Annotated in this window: 22 protein-coding genes; 20 read left to right on the top strand and 2 right to left on the bottom strand. The window is 34.7% G+C overall.

Annotation, left to right across the window (positions count from 1 at the left end; all coding sequences use genetic code 11):
- Positions 1-262 precede the first annotated feature (262 nt).
- Positions 263-1639, bottom strand: coding sequence for a MocR-like pyridoxine biosynthesis transcription factor PdxR (gene pdxR / locus CD150_RS07310; protein WP_073343645.1), 1377 nt, complete (start codon positions 1637-1639; stop codon positions 263-265).
- A 97-nt stretch (positions 1640-1736) separates the two neighbouring features.
- Here pdxR and pdxS point away from each other — a divergent pair, with 97 nt between their 5' ends.
- Both pdxS and pdxT read left to right on the top strand, forming a co-directional pair.
- On the top strand, positions 1737-2624 hold the full coding sequence (gene pdxS / locus CD150_RS07305; RefSeq protein WP_064209900.1) for a pyridoxal 5'-phosphate synthase lyase subunit PdxS: 888 nt from the start codon (positions 1737-1739) through the stop codon (positions 2622-2624).
- Position 2625: 1 nt separating this feature from the next.
- Complete coding sequence (gene pdxT / locus CD150_RS07300; RefSeq protein ID WP_073343643.1) at positions 2626-3201, top strand: pyridoxal 5'-phosphate synthase glutaminase subunit PdxT; 576 nt, start codon at positions 2626-2628, stop codon at positions 3199-3201.
- 60 nt (positions 3202-3261) lie between these two features.
- Here pdxT and CD150_RS07295 read toward each other — a convergent pair whose 3' ends face one another.
- Positions 3262-4476 (bottom strand): NupC/NupG family nucleoside CNT transporter, encoded by a 1215-nt coding sequence (locus CD150_RS07295; RefSeq protein ID WP_064209898.1) that lies wholly within the window; start codon positions 4474-4476, stop codon positions 3262-3264.
- 156 nt (positions 4477-4632) lie between these two features.
- On the opposite strand from CD150_RS07295, the gene CD150_RS07290 reads away from it, so the two are divergent.
- From CD150_RS07290 to rplA, 18 genes are all read left to right on the top strand, one after another.
- Positions 4633-5094: a CtsR family transcriptional regulator gene (locus CD150_RS07290; RefSeq protein ID WP_019468588.1), complete on the top strand. Its 462-nt coding sequence runs from the start codon at positions 4633-4635 to the stop codon at positions 5092-5094.
- 24 nt (positions 5095-5118) lie between these two features.
- On the top strand, positions 5119-5670 hold the full coding sequence (locus CD150_RS07285) for a UvrB/UvrC motif-containing protein (protein WP_073343640.1): 552 nt from the start codon (positions 5119-5121) through the stop codon (positions 5668-5670).
- Positions 5663-6673: a protein arginine kinase gene (locus CD150_RS07280; RefSeq protein WP_169926884.1), complete on the top strand. Its 1011-nt coding sequence runs from the start codon at positions 5663-5665 to the stop codon at positions 6671-6673. Before CD150_RS07285 ends, CD150_RS07280 begins: the two co-directional genes overlap by 8 nt.
- A gap of 11 nt (positions 6674-6684) precedes the next feature.
- Entirely contained in the window at positions 6685-9147 is a 2463-nt protein-coding gene (locus tag CD150_RS07275) for an ATP-dependent Clp protease ATP-binding subunit (protein ID WP_046207694.1), read from the top strand.
- Between the two features lie 350 nt (positions 9148-9497).
- A complete protein-coding gene (radA, locus tag CD150_RS07270; protein ID WP_073343636.1) occupies positions 9498-10868 on the top strand; it encodes a DNA repair protein RadA in 1371 nt (456 codons plus the stop codon).
- 74 nt (positions 10869-10942) lie between these two features.
- Positions 10943-12001 carry a PIN/TRAM domain-containing protein gene (locus tag CD150_RS07265; protein ID WP_070039491.1) on the top strand — a complete coding sequence of 353 codons (1059 nt, stop codon included), beginning with the start codon at positions 10943-10945 and terminating at the stop codon, positions 11999-12001.
- 438 nt (positions 12002-12439) lie between these two features.
- The gene (gene gltX, locus CD150_RS07260; protein ID WP_046207691.1) at positions 12440-13894 is read left to right on the top strand and encodes a glutamate--tRNA ligase; all 1455 of its coding nucleotides are present in this window, start codon (positions 12440-12442) and stop codon (positions 13892-13894) included.
- Positions 13895-14217: 323 nt separating this feature from the next.
- Complete coding sequence (gene cysE, locus CD150_RS07255) at positions 14218-14859, top strand: serine O-acetyltransferase (RefSeq protein WP_046207703.1); 642 nt, start codon at positions 14218-14220, stop codon at positions 14857-14859.
- A complete protein-coding gene (gene cysS / locus CD150_RS07250; protein WP_064209893.1) occupies positions 14843-16243 on the top strand; it encodes a cysteine--tRNA ligase in 1401 nt (466 codons plus the stop codon). The genes cysE and cysS overlap by 17 nt, the downstream gene beginning before the upstream one ends.
- A 1-nt stretch (position 16244) precedes the next feature.
- Complete coding sequence (locus CD150_RS07245; protein ID WP_046207689.1) at positions 16245-16631, top strand: Mini-ribonuclease 3; 387 nt, start codon at positions 16245-16247, stop codon at positions 16629-16631.
- 7 nt (positions 16632-16638) lie between these two features.
- Positions 16639-17388, top strand: coding sequence for a 23S rRNA (guanosine(2251)-2'-O)-methyltransferase RlmB (rlmB, locus tag CD150_RS07240; RefSeq protein WP_046207688.1), 750 nt, complete (start codon positions 16639-16641; stop codon positions 17386-17388).
- The gene (locus tag CD150_RS07235) at positions 17385-17909 is read left to right on the top strand and encodes an NYN domain-containing protein (protein ID WP_019468577.1); all 525 of its coding nucleotides are present in this window, start codon (positions 17385-17387) and stop codon (positions 17907-17909) included. Before rlmB ends, CD150_RS07235 begins: the two co-directional genes overlap by 4 nt.
- 74 nt (positions 17910-17983) lie before the next feature.
- Positions 17984-18565, top strand: a complete 582-nt coding sequence (locus CD150_RS07230; RefSeq protein WP_073343626.1) for a sigma-70 family RNA polymerase sigma factor — start codon at positions 17984-17986, stop codon at positions 18563-18565.
- A 122-nt stretch (positions 18566-18687) separates the two neighbouring features.
- Positions 18688-18831: a 50S ribosomal protein L33 gene (rpmG, locus tag CD150_RS07225; protein WP_071560108.1), complete on the top strand. Its 144-nt coding sequence runs from the start codon at positions 18688-18690 to the stop codon at positions 18829-18831.
- 127 nt (positions 18832-18958) lie between these two features.
- Positions 18959-19138 carry a preprotein translocase subunit SecE gene (gene secE, locus CD150_RS07220; RefSeq protein ID WP_046207686.1) on the top strand — a complete coding sequence of 60 codons (180 nt, stop codon included), beginning with the start codon at positions 18959-18961 and terminating at the stop codon, positions 19136-19138.
- 14 nt (positions 19139-19152) lie between these two features.
- On the top strand, positions 19153-19701 hold the full coding sequence (gene nusG, locus CD150_RS07215; RefSeq protein WP_019468574.1) for a transcription termination/antitermination protein NusG: 549 nt from the start codon (positions 19153-19155) through the stop codon (positions 19699-19701).
- 498 nt (positions 19702-20199) lie between these two features.
- The gene (rplK, locus tag CD150_RS07210) at positions 20200-20622 is read left to right on the top strand and encodes a 50S ribosomal protein L11 (protein ID WP_019468573.1); all 423 of its coding nucleotides are present in this window, start codon (positions 20200-20202) and stop codon (positions 20620-20622) included.
- Between the two features lie 228 nt (positions 20623-20850).
- Positions 20851-21546 carry a 50S ribosomal protein L1 gene (rplA, locus tag CD150_RS07205; RefSeq protein ID WP_046207685.1) on the top strand — a complete coding sequence of 232 codons (696 nt, stop codon included), beginning with the start codon at positions 20851-20853 and terminating at the stop codon, positions 21544-21546.
- Positions 21547-21670 lie beyond the last annotated feature (124 nt).

The raw sequence follows: 21670 nt of genomic DNA, 5'->3' as shown, positions 1-21670 counted from the left end.
GAGGAAAGCGTGAAAAAGTAAAAGGAATGCATGAGCAAAAACTCATGCATAAGTACCGCTATCTCAATAAATTGAGAGTGGTACTTTACGAGCGCTTGTCTGAAGTCAGGAAAGCTTCTTAGCGCCGAAGGTAGCTGACTTACGTTCCACAAGAGTAGGTAAAGAGGAATACATGAGCTAAAGCCCATGCATAAGTCACAGTATTTCAATAACATATAAATTTATAAGAAATATAAGAGTCAAACTATCAATAATATATATACTAGACTGTCAGTGTTTTGATTAGTGCGTCTGTATGTTCTTTGAGTTGGGATATCGGAATACCACCGAAACCTAGAATAAATTTAACTGTGTTTTGATCACTATCATATTTACTAAATGGTATTATTTTTAAATCATTTTCCTTTGCACGTTCTAAGCATTGCCCCATAGTCAAATGATTTTTGACAGTGAGTGTAAAATGCATACCAGCTAAAGCACCATCTATTTTTAATTGCGATTGATAAGGTGTTAATGCATTTAAAATTGTTGTTAGTTTATGGCGATACACGTTTCTCATTTTATTAAGATGCCTTTCAAAACTGCCTGATTTCATAAAGAGTGAAATCATTTTTTGTGTATGTGCCGGCACTGTGTTTCCTTCTTTATTTGCCAAGTTGTCATATTTTGAAAGTAAATTATTTGGTAAAACTAAATATGCAATTCGACAGCTTGGAAATAATGATTTGGAAAAGGTACTAATATATATGACTTTATCTTTAGTGTCTAAACTTTGTAGAGCAGGTATTGGTTTGCCGAAGTAGCGAAACTCAGAATCATAATCATCTTCAATAATATATCTATCAGTACTTTGTTGTGCCCAATTGATGAGTTGGGTTCTTTTTTTTAAACTCATAACATAGCCTGTGGGGAATTGGTGTGATGGTGTGACATATGCGATATTATTATTGGATTTCTGAAAGGACGTAATTTCTATTCCTGTACTATTTACAGGTACTTGAAGATAAGCAATTTGCTTTTTATCTAGTACTTGCTTAATGGGTGGATAACTAGGATTTTCTATTAAAAAACGACCGTCATTTAAAATGTCAGTTAAAAGATTTATAAGTTGTTCTGTTGAAGAACCGATGATAATTTGTTCAGGTCTACAGTTAACGCCACGACTATTAAATAAGTAATGTGCAATTTCTTGTCTTAATGAAATCTCGCCTTTTGAATTAACATGTTGTAGTAAATCAATTTCTTCATCTTCAAATGCAACTTTTGCATATTTTCTAAATTGTTTCATAGGGAAGTATTCTGCATCAATCTCTGATAAATTAAATGCCAGTGAACGGACTGATTGTGTCATTTCATGATTATTTTTTGAGTTATTATGATGTTGGGATTGGTCCATATTTCTTGCGATAACAGGAAGCGTTTCTATATCTGAAACAAAATAGCCTGAACGCGGTTTGGAGTAAATATATCCTTCATCTAATAAGAGCTGATACGCATGTTCAATTGTTGTATTGCTTACAGATAAATGTTGGCCTAATGCACGTTTAGACGGAAACTTATCTTCAGATTTGTATTGACCTTCTATGATTTGTTGTTTTAAATTTTCATATAAATTAATATAGAGATGATTTTTAGACAATAAACTGACCCCCTAAATTATTTTGAAAGTGTACCTTTTTAAATACCAGTTTATCTTTTAAAATGAATTTAATCAACTAAGTAAAGGGGTAAATAAAATGTCTAAATTTACTGGATCAGAAAGAGTCAAAAGAGGAATGGCTGAAATGCAAAAAGGCGGCGTCATCATGGACGTTGTCAATGCTGAACAAGCGAAAATCGCGGAAGAAGCAGGGGCAGTTGCTGTAATGGCGTTAGAACGTGTTCCTTCTGATATTAGAGCAGCTGGTGGTGTTGCTAGAATGGCAAATCCTAAGATTGTTGAAGAAGTAATGAATGCTGTTTCTATACCTGTCATGGCTAAAGGTCGTATTGGTCATATAACAGAAGCACGTGTACTAGAAGCAATGGGTGTTGACTATATTGACGAATCAGAAGTCTTAACACCAGCTGATGAAGAGTACCACTTACGTAAAGATACTTTTACAGTACCATTTGTTTGTGGCTGTCGTAATTTAGGTGAAGCAGCGCGTCGCATAGGTGAAGGAGCGGCAATGTTACGTACGAAAGGTGAACCTGGTACTGGTAATATCGTTGAAGCTGTTAGACATATTAGACAAGTCAATGCTGAAGTGAGTCGCATAACAGTTATGAATGATGATGAAATTATGACGGAAGCTAAAAACATAGGTGCACCTTTTGAAGTATTAAAATCAATTAAAGAAAACGGTAAATTGCCAGTGGTGAATTTTGCAGCTGGTGGTGTAGCAACACCTCAAGACGCTGCTTTGATGATGGAATTAGGTGCAGATGGTGTATTTGTTGGTTCTGGTATTTTTAAATCAGAAGATCCTGAAAAATTTGCAAAAGCAATTGTACAAGCTACGACGCATTACCAAGATTATGAATTAATTGGTAGATTAGCTAAAGAGTTAGGTACAGCAATGAAAGGTTTAGACATTAATGATTTGTCACTAGAAGAACGTATGCAAGAGCGTGGTTGGTAATATGAAAATAGGTGTTTTAGCTTTACAGGGTGCTGTGAGAGAACATTTGAAGCATATTGAATTAAGTGGACACGAAGGTATTGCCATAAAACATGTGGAGCAATTAGAGGAAATTGATGGGCTCATACTACCTGGTGGTGAATCGACAACGTTACGTCGTTTAATGAATTTATATGGGTTTAAAGAAGCATTACAACAATCTGAATTACCTATGTTTGGCACTTGTGCAGGGCTTATAGTTATGGCAAAAGATATTGTTGGTGAAGAAGGATATCTCAACAAATTAGATATTACGGTCCAACGAAATTCATTTGGCAGACAAGTAGATAGTTTTGAAAGTCATTTAAATATTACTGGCATTGCAGAAGATATAGAAGGGGTATTTATCAGAGCCCCTCATATAGCCCAAGTCCATGGGAATGCCACAATATTGAGCTCGGTTGGTGAGAAAATAGTAGCAGTTCAAGAAGGACGCTATTTAGGTGTTTCTTTCCATCCAGAGTTAACAGAAGATTATCGCGTAACGCAATATTTCATTGAACATATTGTTGCAAAGGCTACAATTGAGCAAGTTTAATATAACATAAAAAAAGCAGGTCAATTCCAAAATGGATTGACCTGCTTTTTGTCAGTTTAATTAGATAAAGAAACCTGCGATTGCTGCAGAAATAAATGACACAAGTGTGGCACCAAATAAAAGTTTTAAACCAAAACGTGCTACCATATCACCTTTTTCATTATTAAGCGATTTGATTGCGCCAGAAATAATACCAATAGAACTAAAGTTAGCAAAAGATACAACAAAGACAGAGATTACACCTTTTGCGTGTTCACTGATATTTTTAACTTCATTTAAGCTTTGCATGGCTACAAATTCATTAGATAGTAATTTTGTTGCCATAATAGAACCAGCTTGAACAGCATCGTCCCATGGTACCCCAATTAAAAATGCTAATGGTGCAAATATAAATCCAATTAAAGTTTGGAAATCCCATGTAATACTTCCACCTGAAGCTGCAGTGAAAATAGCACTTACAACACCGTTTAACAAAGCGATAATTGCTATATAACCAATCAGCATCGCACCAACGATTACAGCAACTTTAAACCCATCTAAAATGTATTCCCCTAACATTTCGAAGAAGGACTGTTTTTCCGTCTCACTTTCTTCAACGATTAATTTATCTTCTTTTACATCTACTTTATATGGATTAATAATAGAAGCAATGATAAACCCGCCAAATAAGTTTAGTACTACTGCAGTAACTACATATCTAGGCTCGATTAATGTAAAATAAGCACCGATAATAGAAGCCGATACCGTAGACATCGCGGAAGCAGTCAATGTATAAAGACGTTGTTTAGGGATATGTGCTAATTCTTTTTTGAGTGAAATGAAAACTTCTGATTGACCCAAAATTGCTGCTGCTACCGCATTATATGACTCTAAGCGACCCATCCCATTTACTTTAGAAATGGCTAAACCTAAATAGTTAATAATGAATGGCAGTATTCTTGTGTATTGTAAGATACCAATTAATGCTGAAATAAAAACGATTGGTAATAATACATTGAAGAAGAATGGAGGATTTTTAGGATCTACAAATTCAAATCCACCAAATACAAAATTGACACCTTCAGCAGCTTTAGCTAATAAGTAATTAAAGCCATCTGAAATGCCACCAATGACCGTAATACCAAATTTTGTTTTTAATAATATAAAAGCAAATACAAGTTGTATTACGAGTAATAAGCCAATGTATTGCCAGCGAATATTTTTTCTGTCAGAACTAAAGAGTAAAGCTAACCCAAGAAACACAGCAATACCAATTAAACCGATAATAATATGCATAATAATTCATCCCTTTAAATTTTTTCTTAACTCCTATAATACAATAAACAAGCGCTTACTTACATCCAAAATTGAAAAAATTTAAAACATATTGGTTGAAAAAGGTCAAAGTTGGTCATATAATATAGTCAAAGAAGGTCAAAAGAGGTGATAATCATGCATAACATGTCCGACATCATAGAACAGTACATTAAAAAATTATTTGAAGACACCAATGAAGACGTTGTTGAAATTCAACGTGCCAATATTGCACAGCGGTTTGACTGTGTGCCTTCTCAACTAAACTATGTGATCAAAACACGTTTTACAAATGAACATGGTTATGAAATAGAAAGTAAAAGAGGTGGCGGTGGTTATATTCGAATCACTAAAATTGAAAACAAAGATGAAACAGGTTACATTAATCATTTACTTCAACTCATCGGACCATCTATTTCACAGCAACAAGCTTATTACATCATAGATGGTTTATTAGATAAAGCATATATCAGTGAACGCGAAGCAAAAATGATTTACGCTGTAATCGATAGAGAAACTTTAAAAATGGATGTATTATCAAGAGATATTATACGTGCTAATATAGTGAAACGAATATTACATGTAATAAATTATTATTAAAGAAATTAAGAGAGGTGTTTGGTCGTGCTGTGCGAAAATTGTCATTTAAATGAAGCAGAAGTAAAGTTAGCAGTTAAAGGGCAAGATGGTGTACATGAAAAATGGGTTTGTGCCACATGCGCACAAGGCGGTAACCCATGGACTCAAAACCAACAAATGCAGTCACAAGATGACATTGAAGGTGCGTTTGTAGTAAAACAAATATTACAACATTTAGCAGCGAAACACGGTATTGATTTCGAGGAAATTGCATTTAAAGAAGAAAAGAGATGTCCTACTTGTCAAATGACATTAAAAGATATTGCGCATGTTGGTAAATTTGGTTGTGCAGACTGCTACGCAACTTTTAAAGATGACATTGTCGATATTGTACGACGTGTACAAGGTGGTCAAATCGAACACACTGGAAAAACACCACGCTCTTCACATAGAAAGTTAGCTTTGAAAAAACAAATAGAAGAGAAAACAACTTATTTAAATCAGTTAATTGAAGAACAAAATTTTGAAGAGGCTGCAGTTGTTAGAGATGAAATTAAGGCATTGAAAGAAGACAGCGAGGTGAAACATGATGAGTAAGAATGATATCAGCACCCACATTAGTGAGTGGATGAGAGACGAAGCAGAAAGTCCAATCGTAATGTCTTCGAGATTGCGTTTGGCTAGAAATTTAGAAAATCATGTACACCCTTTGATGTTTGCATCCGAACAAGATGGTAATAGAGTGATAAATGAAGTTCAAGATGCGCTTCCTAACATGTTTATACAGAGGTTAGACACGATGGACCAGCAGAGTAAATATAAACTTGTAGCGAAACATCTTATCAGTCCCGAGTTAATAAAAAGACCTGCTGCTGCAGTACTTTTAAATGAAGATGAATCTTTAAGCATTATGGTTAATGAAGAAGATCATATACGAATTCAAGCCATGGGAAATGATTTATCATTACAAACATTATATGAAAAAGCTTCCGAACTGGATGACACATTAGACAGTGAGTTAGATGTAAGTTTTGATGAAACACTCGGTTATTTAACAACATGTCCGACGAATATCGGTACTGGTATGAGAGCCAGCGTAATGTTACATTTACCGGGACTTACGATTATGAAGCGGATGAATAGAATCGCTCAAACAATCAATCGTTTTGGATTCACAATAAGAGGTATCTATGGCGAAGGTTCCCAAGTATACGGTCACATTTATCAAATTTCCAATCAACTGACGCTTGGAAAAACAGAAGAAGAAATTATTGAAAGTTTAACTGAAGTAGTACAACAAATTATTAACGAAGAGATGCAAATTCGCGAACGACTTAGCAAGCATAATAAAATTGAAACTTTAGATAGAGTATATCGTTCGTTAGGTATCTTAAAATATAGTAGACTAATATCTATGGAAGAAGCATCATTTAGATTAAGTGAAGTGAAATTAGGTATAGATTTAGACTATATTGATTTAAAAGACTTTAAGTTTAATGAGTTGATGGTTGCTATTCAATCACCATTCTTATTAGATGATGAAGATGATAGAACAGTTAACGAAAAAAGAGCAGATATTTTAAGAGAACATATAAATTAGGAGGTCATGCTATGTTATTTGGTAGACTGACAGAACGTGCACAACGTGTATTGGCACATGCTCAAGAAGAAGCAATTCGCTTAAATCATTCAAATATAGGAACAGAACATTTACTTTTAGGTTTAATGAAAGAACCAGAAGGTATTGCAGCAAAAGTGTTGGAATCCTTTGATATTACTGAAGAAAAAGTAGTAACAGAAGTTGAAAAATTAATTGGTCACGGTCAAGAACAAATGGGTGCGTTACATTACACACCACGTGCTAAAAAAGTTATTGAGTTATCAATGGATGAAGCAAGAAAATTACACCACAATTTCGTTGGTACCGAGCATATATTACTTGGTTTAATTAGAGAAAATGAAGGCGTAGCTGCACGTGTTTTTGCTAATCTAGACTTAAACATTACGAAAGCACGCGCGCAAGTAGTGAAAGCTTTAGGAAGCCCTGAAATGAGCAATAAAAATGCGCAGGCAAACAAATCTAATAATACACCAACTTTAGATAGTCTTGCTCGTGACTTAACAGTAATTGCTAATGATGGCACGTTGGATCCTGTTATTGGCAGAGATAAAGAAATCACACGTGTCATTGAAGTGTTGAGTAGACGTACTAAGAACAACCCAGTATTAATTGGGGAACCAGGTGTCGGTAAAACGGCAATTGCTGAAGGTTTAGCACTTGCAATTGTTAATAATGAAGTTCCTGAAACACTTAAAGGTAAACGTGTGATGTCATTAGATATGGGAACAGTCGTTGCTGGTACGAAATATCGTGGCGAATTTGAAGAACGTTTGAAAAAAGTAATGGAAGAAATTCACCAAGCAGGTAATGTCATTCTGTTCATTGATGAGCTACACACATTAGTAGGTGCTGGTGGTGCAGAAGGTGCAATTGATGCATCAAACATCTTAAAACCAGCATTAGCTCGTGGCGAATTACAATGTATCGGTGCGACTACACTAGATGAATATCGTAAAAACATTGAAAAAGATGCTGCGTTAGAACGTCGTTTCCAACCTGTTCAAGTAGATGAACCAACTGTTGAAGATACGATTGAAATCTTAAAAGGATTACGTGATCGTTATGAAGCACATCACCGCATCAACATTTCTGATGAAGCTTTAGAATCAGCTGCAAAACTAAGTCATCGCTATGTGTCTGATCGTTTCTTACCAGATAAAGCGATTGACTTAATTGATGAAGCAAGCTCAAAAGTAAGACTAAAAAGTCATACAACACCACCAAACTTAAAAGAGCTGGAACAAGAAATTGAGCAAGTGAAAAATGAAAAAGATGCAGCTGTACATGCACAAGAATTTGAAAATGCAGCTAATTTACGTGATAAACAAACTAAATTAGAAAAACAATACGAAGAAGCAAACAATAATTGGAAAAATAGCCAAAACGGTGCGAACACATCCTTATCTGAAGAGGATATCGGTGAAGTTATCGCTGGTTGGACTGGCATTCCATTAACAAAAATTAATGAAACAGAATCTGATCGCTTGCTTAACTTGGAAGATACGTTACACAAACGTGTCATTGGTCAAAAAGAAGCAGTGACATCAATCAGTAAAGCAGTAAGACGTGCAAGAGCAGGATTAAAAGATCCTCAAAGACCAATAGGTAGCTTTATATTCTTAGGACCTACAGGTGTCGGTAAGACAGAATTAGCACGTGCACTAGCAGAAACAATGTTTGGTGAAGATGACGCTATGATTCGTGTTGACATGAGTGAGTTTATGGAAAAACATGCTGTCAGTCGTTTAGTAGGAGCGCCTCCAGGTTATGTTGGTCATGATGATGGCGGTCAATTAACTGAAAAAGTAAGACGCAAACCATATTCAGTTATATTATTTGATGAAATCGAAAAAGCGCATCCTGATGTATTTAACATCTTGTTGCAAGTATTAGATGATGGACATTTAACAGATACTAAAGGTCGTCAAGTAGACTTCCGTAACACAGTGATAATTATGACATCTAACGTGGGTGCGCAAGAATTGCAAGATCAACGTTTTGCAGGATTTGGTGGCGCATCTGAAGGTCAAGACTATGAATCTATCCGTAAAACAATGATGAAAGAATTGAAAAATGCTTTCCGTCCAGAATTCTTAAACCGTGTAGATGACATCATTGTATTCCACAAACTGTCTCAAGATGAGTTGAAAGAAATTGTAACAATGATGGTAAATAAACTTACAGATCGTTTATCAGAACAAGATATTGATATTATCGTTTCTGATGCTGCTAAAGAACGCATCGCTGAAGAAGGATACGATCCAGAATATGGTGCGAGACCACTTATTCGAGAAATCCAAAAAACGATTGAAGATAACTTAAGTGAGTTAATCTTAGACGGCAATCAAATTGAAGGTAAAAATGTTTATATCGACCATGACGGTAAGGAATATAAATATAACATTAAAGATAGAACAGAAGATGAAAAAGAAAAAGAAACTTCTGAATCATAAAATTAGATAAATCAATATAGGTCATAATGCCAAAGCGTTTCTCAAGTATTTATTTCAACCTTGAGAAACGCTTTTTTAATTTCAAAAACTACGATACAGTATGGTGAAAGTATGATATGACCTTGTAGGCTAATTTGGATATCAATAAAGTATATCTTTTTGATGGTGCTATAGGCATAATAGTGTTATTTTTAAAAATAGATTTTTGCAATATATTCATTTATATATTACAATATAAAGCTATTTATTTAGCATATAAAATATCAAAATAAATCATTTGTAAATAAAATTTGTTTTTACATAAACATAGGTATAAAATAGATTTGTTCAATAAAGATGGAGGTGCAGTTTTGGCCAAAAAGAAAGTGATTTTTGAATGCATGGCATGTGGTTATCAGTCACCTAAATGGATGGGGAAATGTCCTAACTGTGGTGGATGGAATCAAATGGAAGAAATCATAGAACAGAAATCGACAAGTCCGAAACATGGTGTGCGCAGTCGTGAAAATACATCCAAAGTACAGAAGTTAAATGATATAAAGCATGAGACAACACCACGTGTTAAAACGAATTCAGCAGAGTTTAATCGAGTGCTTGGTGGCGGGATCGTTAATGGTTCACTTGTGTTGATTGGTGGCGATCCAGGTATCGGTAAATCAACACTATTGCTACAAATATGTGCAGCGTTATCACAAGAAAAAAACGTTTTATATATAACTGGTGAAGAATCATTAAATCAAACAAAATTAAGAGCAGATCGATTAGATGAAGATTCAAGTCAATTAAATGTATTTGCAGAAACAGATTTAGAAGTGATACATGAAACAGTTAAACAATTGAAGCCTGATTTGCTTGTTGTAGATTCTATTCAGACTATTTTTCACCCTGAAATCAGTTCTGCACCCGGTTCGGTATCTCAGGTGAGAGAGAGTACACAGAGCTTGATGAATATAGCTAAACAACTAAATATCGCGACGTTTATTGTTGGTCACGTTACGAAAGAAGGTCAGATTGCGGGACCTCGTTTGCTAGAACATATGGTGGATACGGTGCTTTATTTTGAAGGTGATGAGCATCATGCTTATCGGATTTTAAGAGCGGTAAAAAATCGCTTTGGTTCTACAAATGAAATGGGTATTTTTGAAATGAAACAGAGTGGATTGAAAGGTGTTAAAAATCCTTCAGAAATGTTTTTAGAAGAACGTTCTACAAATGTTCCAGGTTCAACAATCGTGTCTACTATGGAAGGTACGCGACCATTATTAATTGAGGTTCAAGCGTTAGTAACACCCACAACATTTAATAATCCTAGACGTATGGCGACAGGAATAGATCACAATCGTTTAAGTTTGTTAATGGCTGTATTAGAGAAAAAAGAAAATTATTTACTGCAACAACAAGATGCCTATATTAAAGTAGCTGGTGGCGTAAGGTTAACAGAACCTGCTGTTGATTTAGGAATCATTATTGCTACTGCCTCAAGCTTTAAAGATTTAACTGTGGATGGCTTAGACTGTTTTATCGGCGAAGTTGGTTTAACAGGGGAAGTGAGACGTGTTTCTCGCATTGAACAACGTGTACAAGAAGCGGAAAAATTAGGTTTTAAACGCATTATTATTCCTGAATCTAATATTGGGGGTTGGGAATTCCCGAGCAACATTAAAGTCATTGGTGTGACAAATGTCCATGAGGCATTAAAATATGCCTTATCAAAACATTGATCAACGACATTTATTTAAATGGTTACAAGGCTTATGAAGTCATAATAGCTTTCATGCGAAAGGAGCGTTAGCATTTGAACATGATAAGACTCATTGTAATCTTGTGCTATATCATATTGGGCGCAAGTTTAGGCGTGTATCTTATTCCAGAAATTATTGCAGATGCTGGATTGAGTCATTTCATGCTACTTACAAATAATTATTTCAATGGACTACTAGGGATTATACTGTTTTTTGCTATCTTTGGTTGGTTTATTAAGAAAGTAACTTTAGCAATGAAAGATTTAGAACAAATGATTATGCGTCAAAGTGCGATAGAAATATTGTTTGCCACAATCGGGCTCATTATAGGTTTGCTTATTTCTGTAATGATTTCATTTATTTTTCAAATTATTGGCAACAACGTGTTAAATCATTTTGTACCAATTATTGTTACAATCATATTGGGATATTTAGGTTTTCAATTTGGTTTACGTAAACGTGATGAAATGCTTTTGTTTTTGCCAGAAAATATGACGCGTTCTATGGCTATGAATACACGTAATGCGATGCCAAAGGTGATTGATACGAGTGCAATTATAGATGGACGTATTCTAGATGTTTTAGAATGTGGCTTTGTAGATGGTGAGATTTTAATTCCGCAAGGTGTGATTAATGAATTGCAAGTTATTGCGGATGCGAATGATAGTGTGAAGAGAGAAAAAGGTCAAAGAGGCTTAGATATGCTTAATGCATTACACGATGCACAGCACCCTACACGTATTATTCAACCTACAAAATCACACAGTGATATAGACGCTATGTTAATTAAACTCGCGCTGCATTATAGAGCTCAAATTATCACTACAGATTTTAATCTGAACAAAGTTTGTCATATACAAGGCATTCAAGTACTCAATGTTAATGACTTATCAGAAGCCATTAAGCCAACAGTCCATCAAGGTGATCGGCTTAACTTATTGTTAACTAAGATGGGTAAAGAAGCTGGACAAGCAGTGGGTTATTTAGAAGATGGTACGATGGTAGTTGTAGACAATGCTAAAAAACATATTGGCGAACACATTGATTTAGAAGTCGTCAGTTTATTGCAAACATCTTCGGGTCGTATTATTTTTGCTAAAAAAATATATTGAAATAGCAGGTAGGTTTCATATGAAATGTAGCAACTACAGTTACAGTTTCACATGAAACCTTTTTAACGTGAAAACACTGAATGACCAAGTGACAAAAGAATTCATTTATAAACAATTAAATTTAAGCGTGGTAATATCATAATCAGCTTTAAAGTGCTACAATAGATAGCGAAATTGTATTACTATATTTAGAATTATGCCGTGGAATTAAAAACAAAAAATGTTTGATTTTAATATAGTGATGCTTTAAAAAATGATGAGCTATGATATTATAAGTAAGCGAATAAGCAATATACTTTAAATGCTGAAACATTATTTTTTAATATGAACTTCATTGGATTCGTATTGATATATTACTGTGTGTAATAGATAGAATCAGTAAAAATGAAAGCAATGAAATTGAAAACGAAAAATTAATTTTAAACAGGAGTGAACATAATGAGTAATCGTGTAAGAGTTAGATATGCGCCAAGTCCAACAGGTTATTTGCATATTGGTAATGCAAGAACTGCATTATTTAACTATTTATTTGCTAAACATTATGATGGTGATTTTGTAATACGTATAGAAGATACAGATAGCAAGCGTAATTTAGAAGATGGAGAATCATCACAGTTCGATAATCTAAAATGGCTAGGTATTGATTGGGACGAATCAGTAGATAAGGATAAAGGTTATGGCCCTTACCGTCAGTCAGAACGTGCTGAAATATACAACCCGCTTATTCAACAATTATTAGATGAAGATAAAGCATATAAATGTTATATGACTGAAGAAGAGTTAGAAGCGGAACGTGAACAACAAATTGCGCGCGGTGAAATGCCACGTTATGGTGGTAAACATGCACATTTAACAGAGGAAGAACGTCAACAATTTGAAGCAGAAGGACGTAAACCTTCTATTCGTTTCCGCGTTCCAAAAGATACAACTTATAAATTCGATGATATGGTTAAAGGCGAAATTTCATTTGATTCAAACAATATGGGAGATTGGGTAATTGTTAAAAAAGACGGTGTACCAACATATAATTTTGCCGTAGCTGTTGATGATCATTACATGGAAATTTCAGATGTTATACGTGGCGACGACCATATTTCAAATACTCCAAAACAATTAATGATTTATGACACATTTGGTTGGGAACCACCAAGATTTGCACATATGTCACTAATTGTAAATGAAGAACGTAAAAAATTAAGTAAACGTGATGGCCAAATCCTTCAATTTATTGAACAGTATAGAGACTTGGGTTACTTACCTGAGGCCTTGTTCAACTTTATTACGTTGTTAGGTTGGTCTCCGGAAGGTGAAGATGAAATCTACTCTAAAGAAGAATTTATCAAAATCTTCGACGAAAAACGTTTATCTAAATCACCTGCATTTTTCGATAAACAAAAATTAGCTTGGATTAACAACCAATATATGAAACAAAAAGATACTGAAACAGTATTTGAACTTGCTTTTCCACATTTAGTAAAAGCAGAATTATTGCCTGAAAATCCTTCTGAAGAAGATAAAGCGTGGGGTCGTAAACTGATTGCACTTTATCAGAAAGAAATGAGTTACGCTGGAGAAATTGTTCCGTTATCTGAAATTTTCTTCCGAGACGAACAAACACTAGGTGAAGATGAGCAAGAAGTTATTAATGGTGAACAAGTTCCAGAACTAATGAATCATTTATATGGCAAATTAGAAGCATTAGAACCTTTTGAAGCTGACGAAATTAAAAAAACAATTAAAGAAGTTCAAAAAGAAACAGGTATCAAAGGTAAGCAATTATTTATGCCGATACGTGTAGCTGTAACAGGACAAATGCACGGACCAGAACTGCCAAATACAATTGAAGTTTTAGGCAAAGACAAAGTGCTACAACGCTTAAAAAAATACGTTTAATGCATAGTGTGAATAACATAGATTAAATGTATAACACTTGAAAAATTACAAGTTACCAACTATTATAATATGTGAATGAGCTAAAGGATTAGTATGCAATGGTATGTGTCAAGAGAGTGTGCGGTCGCTGTGAGCACAACACAAAAATTGTTGAATGCACCTTTAGTTTGATGAATTGAATAATGCAAATGAGTCAATATAAGTTGTATTGCTATGTGATTGAGGAATCAGCTTATTAAAAAAGAGTGGAACCGTGCAAAGCACCTCTAACAGTATGATGTTGGAGGTGCTTTTTTAATAAGGAGGTCGCAACCTTGTTTGAAATTTTGAAAAGAATCAAAGATGATGTAAATATGGTGTTTGAGCAAGACCCAGCAGCACGTACAACATTAGAGGTAGTTACATCTTATGCTGGTGTACATGCAGTGTGGAGTCACTTAGTTGCACATGCTTTATATAAAAAGAAAAAATATGTATTAGCCAGATTGATTTCTCAAATCACACGTTTTTTTACTGGAATAGAAATACATCCAGGTGCTCAAATTGGTAAGCGTTTATTTATTGACCATGGTATGGGCGTAGTGATAGGAGAAACATGTAGGATTGGTGATAATGTCACAATCTATCAAGGTGTTACCTTAGGTGGGACAGGTAAAGAGAAAGGGAAGCGTCATCCTGATATTGGAGACAATGTTTTAATTGCAGCAGGAGCAAAAGTACTCGGTAATATTAAAATCAATTCAAATGTTAATATTGGCGCAAATTCCGTAGTGTTAAACTCGGTACCTAGCTATTCTACAGTGGTTGGTATACCAGGGCATATCGTAAAACAAGACGGAAGAAGAATTGGCAAAACATTTGATCATCGTAATTTACCTGATCCAATTTATGAGCAATTAAAACAATTAGAGAAACAACTTGAGAAAACAAGAAATGGAGAGATTCAAGATGATTACATTATATAATACACTCACACGTCAAAAAGAAACGTTTAAGTCAATAGAACCAGGTAAGGTTAAAATGTATGTTTGTGGACCAACTGTATATAATTACATTCATATTGGAAACGCAAGACCTGCAATTAACTATGATGTCGTCAGAAGATATCTTGAGTACCAAGGTTATGAAGTGATTTACGTTTCAAACTTTACGGACGTAGATGATAAATTAATAAAACGCTCTAAAGAATTAAATGAGCCTGTAAACACAATAGCTAATCGCTATATTGATGCATTTTATGAAGATGTGGGTGCATTAAATGTCAAAAAAGCGACTTCAAATCCAAGAGTCATGAATCATATGGACGATATTATTAAGTTTATAAAAGAACTTATTGATGAAGGCTATGCATATGAAAGCGGTGGCGACGTTTATTTCAGAACACGTAAGTTTGAAGATTATGGTAAATTAAGCCATCAATCGCTGAACGATTTAAAAGTAGGTGCGCGTATTGAACAAGGGGAACAAAAAGAAGACGCTCTAGATTTTACGTTATGGAAACAAGCGAAACCAGATGAAATCAGTTGGGATAGTCCATTTGGCAAAGGTAGACCAGGCTGGCATATTGAGTGTTCAGTGATGGCTTATCACGAGCTAGGTGCAACAATTGATATTCATGCGGGTGGTACAGATTTACAATTCCCTCATCATGAAAATGAAATTGCACAATCTGAAGCACATAACCATGCCCCATTCGCAAACTATTGGATGCACAATGGTTTCATTAACATAGATAATGAAAAAATGAGTAAGTCATTGGGCAATTTTGTCTTAGTGCATGACATTATTAAAGAAATTGATCCGGACGTCTTACGCTTTTTCATGATAAGTGTACATTATAGAAGTCCAATCAACTATAATATGGAACTTGTTGGGGCAGCTAAAAGTGGGTTAGAACGTATTCGCAATAGTTATCAAGCCATTGAAGAACGTGAAACAATTGCAACTAATATTGAAACACAAGATCATTATATTGATGAAATCAATCAAATATTAGACCAATTTGAAACGGTTATGAACGACGATTTTAATACGGCTAATGCCATTACAGCTTGGTATGATTTATCAAAATTAGCGAATAAATACGTATTAGAAAATACGACATCTACTAAAGTGATTGCACGATTTAAAGAAGTGTATCAAATCTTCAGTGATGTCTTAGGCGTTCCTTTAAAAGCATCAAACAACGATGAATTATTAGATGAAGATGTTGAAGCGCTCATTGAAGAACGAAACCAGGCGCGACAAAACAAAGATTTTGCACGTGCAGATGAAATCCGTGACCAGTTAAAAGAACAAAATATTATTTTAGAAGATACGCCACAAGGTGTGAGATTCAAACGTGGTTAATATGGATAATAAGTTATTAAATCCATTAACTTTGGCCTATATGGGTGATGCAGTATTAGATCAATTCGTAAGAGAGTACATTATATTGAAGTTAAAAGCTAAGCCCAATCGACTACACCAAGAAGCCAAGCGTTACGTATCGGCAAAAAGTCAGGCACAATCGCTTGAGCACTTATTAGAAAATAACTGGTTTACAGCGGAAGAATTAGATATTGTTCGTCGTGGTAGAAATGCGAAGAGTTATACTAAGGCAAAAAACACAGATATTCAAACTTATCGAAAAAGTTCGGGTTTAGAAGCAATCCTCGGATTTTTATATCTAGAAAAAAATCAAGAGCGACTCACCACGTTGCTTGAACGCATCGTAAAAAATGTAGATGAAAGGTAGTGAGACTTTGGAAGAGATTGTTATAGTAGGTCGTCATGCCGTAAAAGAAGCGATTGTTTCCGGACATACAATTAATAAGGTTTTAATTCAAGATACAGTAAAAAAAGGACAAATTAATGATATTTTAAAAAAGGCAAATAGTAATAAAATTATTGTACAAGCAGTGCCAAAATCAAAATTAGATGGTTTGTCTGATGCGCCTCACCAAGGTGTCGCTGCATACATCGCACCATATGAATATGCAGATTTTGATGCGTTTTTAGCACAGCAAAAGAACAATGAAAAACTATCAACTGTTTTAATTTTGGATGGCTTAGAAGATCCTCATAATTTAGGGTCGATTTTAAGAACGGCTGACGCTTCAGGTGTAGATGGCATTATTATTCCTAAAAGGCGATCGGTTGCACTTACGCAGACTGTTGCAAAAGCGTCTACTGGCGCGATTGAACATGTCCCTGTCATGCGTGTTACAAATTTGGCGAATACCATTGAAACATTAAAAGACCATGGATACTGGGTGGTCGGTACAGAAGCCGAAAATTCAACAGATTATCGTGAAATGGACGCTGGTATGTCGCTAGCGATTGTTATCGGAAGTGAAGGGCAAGGCATGAGCAGACTTACCAAAGATAAATGTGACTTTTATATAAATATTCCAATGGTAGGGCATGTAAATAGTTTGAATGCTTCTGTTGCGGCAAGCTTAATGATGTATGAAGTCTATCGTAAACGTAATCAGATTGGAGAAAAATCATGAAGGATCGTTTCTTGATTATAGACGGTTACAATATGATTGGCCAATCACAAGATTTAAGTCAAATAGCCCAAGAAAATTTGGAAGAAGCACGCGATCAGCTATTAACTGCGATTGCAAATTATAACGCAGTTATAGCAGATGAGGTTGTATGTGTGTTTGATGCCTATGAACAATCCGGCATGTCATCAGAATATATGTATCACGGTGTAAAGATTGTCTTTACTAAAGAAAAAGAAACAGCAGATAGTTTTATAGAAAAATATGTTTATGATTTATACGACAAACATACAAGACATATCACAGTGGTAACAAGTGATATGAGTGAGCAACATGCCATATTTGGTGCGGGAGCTTATCGTATCTCTTCTAGAGAAATGTGGAGAGACTTGAGAGAAAATGAAGTTTCGGTTTCAAAAAAGCTTGAAGGGTTCAATGAGCAGAAACCACGCACACGTATAGAACTATCAAATGAAATTTTGGAAGAATTTGAAAAAATTAGAAGGGGTAACAATCACAAATAAGAAGATTGGCCCCTTGCTTTTTTTATAGCGTCCTTAGTATGCTAACTTTATTCTGATTGAAAGGATAAAAAAGCATGCACCAAAGAATAAAACATCAAGAATCAATACCAGTTTCAAAAAGCAAACGCCAAGATATTCATTTCCTAATCGATTTACTTGAGCAAATACAACCACATATTAGAAAATGTTTAAATCATTTCACAATACATCCTGATGATAAAGAAGATTTACAACAAGAAATACTTTTGAAATTATTCAAAGCGATAAGTCAATTTGATTTTTCAAAAGACATACCGTTAGCACATTACGTAAATCGCACTATCAAAAATGCCAGAAATGATTATATACGAAAAAAATTAGCTGATGTAAGACGACAAAGGTTATTAGAAAATGAAATGTTAAGTAGTGTCCAAGTGTTAAGGCAAGTGAGGCAACCGGATGACATTATTTTAAGAAGAGAAACCCTGGTTTTGTTGCATCAAAGTGTTGAAAAATTAACAGAGTTAGAACAAGGTATTATAAAATATATTTTAAATGATTATAAACCATCAGAGATTGCCCATATCTTAAATCTAAATGTTAAGATAGTTTACAATTCGATACATAGGTGTAAACTGAAATTAAAGCGTGTTTTTAAGCAAAAGTATCATGACTAAAAACAGTTATTGATACGTATAAAATGATTTTTGGATTAATAGAAAGCAATAGTGGAAGATTGACAATTGACAGAGATGTTATGTATAGTAGATTGGTATTATAATGAGTAAGGTGAAGTGAAATGAAAAAAGTGCCATTAAGCTGTGAAACGTGTGGAAATAGAAATTATAATGTTCCAAAGCAAAGTAACCTTACATCAAGATTGACATTGAAGAAGTATTGTCCAAGATGTAACGCACATACAGTTCATAAAGAAGCGAAATAATGTCGGTATATTAGATTTAGTAATTGAGTAAATATAACCTTCCAATTTAGTTGTGAGTATTGTATTTGCTTAATTTGTCGTATGTATAAGCAAATGAGAAAATCGAATTAATATGGAGGTATTGCTAATGGCTAAAAAAGAAAATTTCTTTCAAGGCGTAAAGTCAGAAATGGAAAAGACGAGTTGGCCAACGAAAGAAGAATTATTTAAATATACTATTATTGTTGTGTCAACGGTAGTATTTTTCTTAGCCTTCTTCTATGTCTTAGATTTAGGTATTGGTAGAGTTATAGAGTTAATTAAATAGATAGGAGTGACGACATGTCTGAGGAAGTTGGCGCAAAGCGTTGGTATGCTGTGCATACTTATTCTGGTTATGAGAACAAAGTTAAGAAGAATTTAGAAAAACGTGTGGAATCTATGAATATGACTGAATTGATATTCAGAGTGGTTATACCTGAAGAAGAAGAAACACAAGTTAAAGATGGTAAAGCTAAAACGTTAACTAAAAAAACATTTCCTGGCTATGTATTAGTCGAATTAATCATGACTGATGAATCATGGTATATTGTGAGAAACACACCGGGTGTTACAGGATTTGTTGGTTCAGCAGGTGCTGGGTCAAAACCAAATCCATTATTACCTGAAGAAGCACGTTTCATCTTGAAACAAATGGGCATGAAAGAAAAAACAATTGATGTTGAATTAGATTTAGGTGAGCAAGTTCAAATCAAATCAGGTCCATTTGCGAATCAAGTTGGTGAAGTTCAAGAAATTGAAGCGGATAAATTTAAATTGACAGTTCTTGTAGACATGTTTGGTAGAGAAACACCTGTTGAAGTAGAATTCGATCAAATTGAAAAATTATAAAGGTATATAAGTAATACTAGACTTGCTAAAGTAAGAAATATTACTTTACATGCATTAAGAACCCCTAATCATTAAAATGATTCAGTGTAAGGAATACCTGAGCCAGGGCTCATGCATTAAGAACCCCTAATCATTAAAATGATTCAGTGTAAGGAATACCTGAGCCAAGGCTCATGCGTTAAGAACCCCTAATCATTAAAATGATTCAGTGTAAGGAATACCTGAGTCAAGGCTCATGCATTAAGAACTCCTAATCATTAAAATGATTCAGCGTAAGGAATACCTGAGCCAGGGCTCATGCATTAAGAACCCCTAATCATTAAAATGATAAGGGGTTCTATAAAAAAAGTTCCATTTTACTCTTGCTTTATGATTTGAGTAGATGTTATAATACTGTGGTCGCGCTCATAGAGCGTTCATTTCGTCACGAAATGTAGAAGAGTGGGAGGACAAAACTGAGTCCTGTGACCACATCACGATATCAAGGAGGTGCACATCGTGGCTAAAAAAGTAGAAAAAGTTGTTAAATTACAAATTCCTGCAGGTAAAGCAAACCCAGCACCACCAGTTGGTCCAGCATTAGGTCAAGCAGGTGTGAACATTATGGGATTCTGTAAGGAATTCAACGCACGTACACAAGAAGATGCAGGTTTAATTATTCCGGTAGAAATCAGTGTTTATGAAGATCGTTCATTTACATTCATTACAAAAACTCCACCGGCTCCAGTACTACTTAAAAAAGCAGCTGGCGTTGAAAAAGGTTCTGGTGAACCTAACAAAAACAAAGTTGCTACAGTAACTAAAGATCAAGTACGTGAAATTGCAAACCAAAAAATGCAAGATTTAAACGCTGCAGACGAAGAAGCAGCTATGCGTATTATCGAAGGTACTGCACGTAGTATGGGTATCACAGTTCAATAATATTAAAAAATTAACGAAAACATAGATTGACGATGAAGCAGATGACAGAAATGACAAACAGGATCAAAGCGTTCAATATTGTCGTAATAAGAGGGAAATTGTCATTTATTTAGGAAGTGTTTCCTGAGATGAAATATGATTAAAACCTCTCTGTTATCTGCTCTTAACTTGCAAATGCGAGTAAATGTGGGAGGAAATTCCGCTAAAACCACTAAAGGAGGACATGAAATGGCTAAGAAAAGTAAAAGATTTCAAGAAGTAGCTAATAAAATTGACCGCCAAAAACACTATAGTGTGGAAGAAGCAGTTGAATTAGCTAAAGAAACAAGTATCGCTAACTTTGACGCATCAGTTGAAGTAGCATTCCGTTTAGGAATTGATACACGTAAAAATGATCAACAAATCCGTGGTGCAGTTGTACTTCCAAATGGTACAGGTAAATCACAACGTGTATTGGTATTCGCAAAAGGTGACAAAGCAGCTGAAGCAGAAGCAGCAGGTGCAGATTTCGTTGGTGAAGGTGAATATGTTCAACAAATCCAACAAGGTTGGTTTGACTTTGACGTAGTAGTAGCTACACCAGATATGATGGGCGAAGTTGGTAAACTTGGTCGTGTATTAGGACCTAAAGGTTTAATGCCAAACCCTAAAACTGGAACTGTAACAATGGACGTTACAAAAGCAGTTGAAGAAATCAAAGCAGGTAAAGTAGAATATCGTGCTGAAAAAGCTGGTATTGTACATGCTTCTATTGGTAAAGTATCATTTGATACTGACAAACTTGTTGAAAACTTCAAAGCTTTACAAGATGTGTTAACTAAAGCAAAACCATCTTCAGCTAAAGGTACTTACTTCAAATCTGTTGCTGTTACAACAACAATGGGTCCTGGCGTAAAAGTCGATACTTCTAGCTTCAAACTTTAATCTTAAATATAAATGATGATAAGACTGAATGGATATATTTAGTCTTATCTTTAAAAATATATTGACATATTATATTTAACCAGTTATATTGGTTAATGTATTATTTTACCTAAGACAGTAGGAG

Origin of the sequence: Staphylococcus ureilyticus (assembly GCF_002902235.1) — a bacterium.
Taxonomy (GTDB): domain Bacteria; phylum Bacillota; class Bacilli; order Staphylococcales; family Staphylococcaceae; genus Staphylococcus; species Staphylococcus ureilyticus.
The sequence above is the reverse complement of the archived record's forward strand: the minus strand, read 5'-3'. Positions and strand labels throughout refer to the sequence as shown.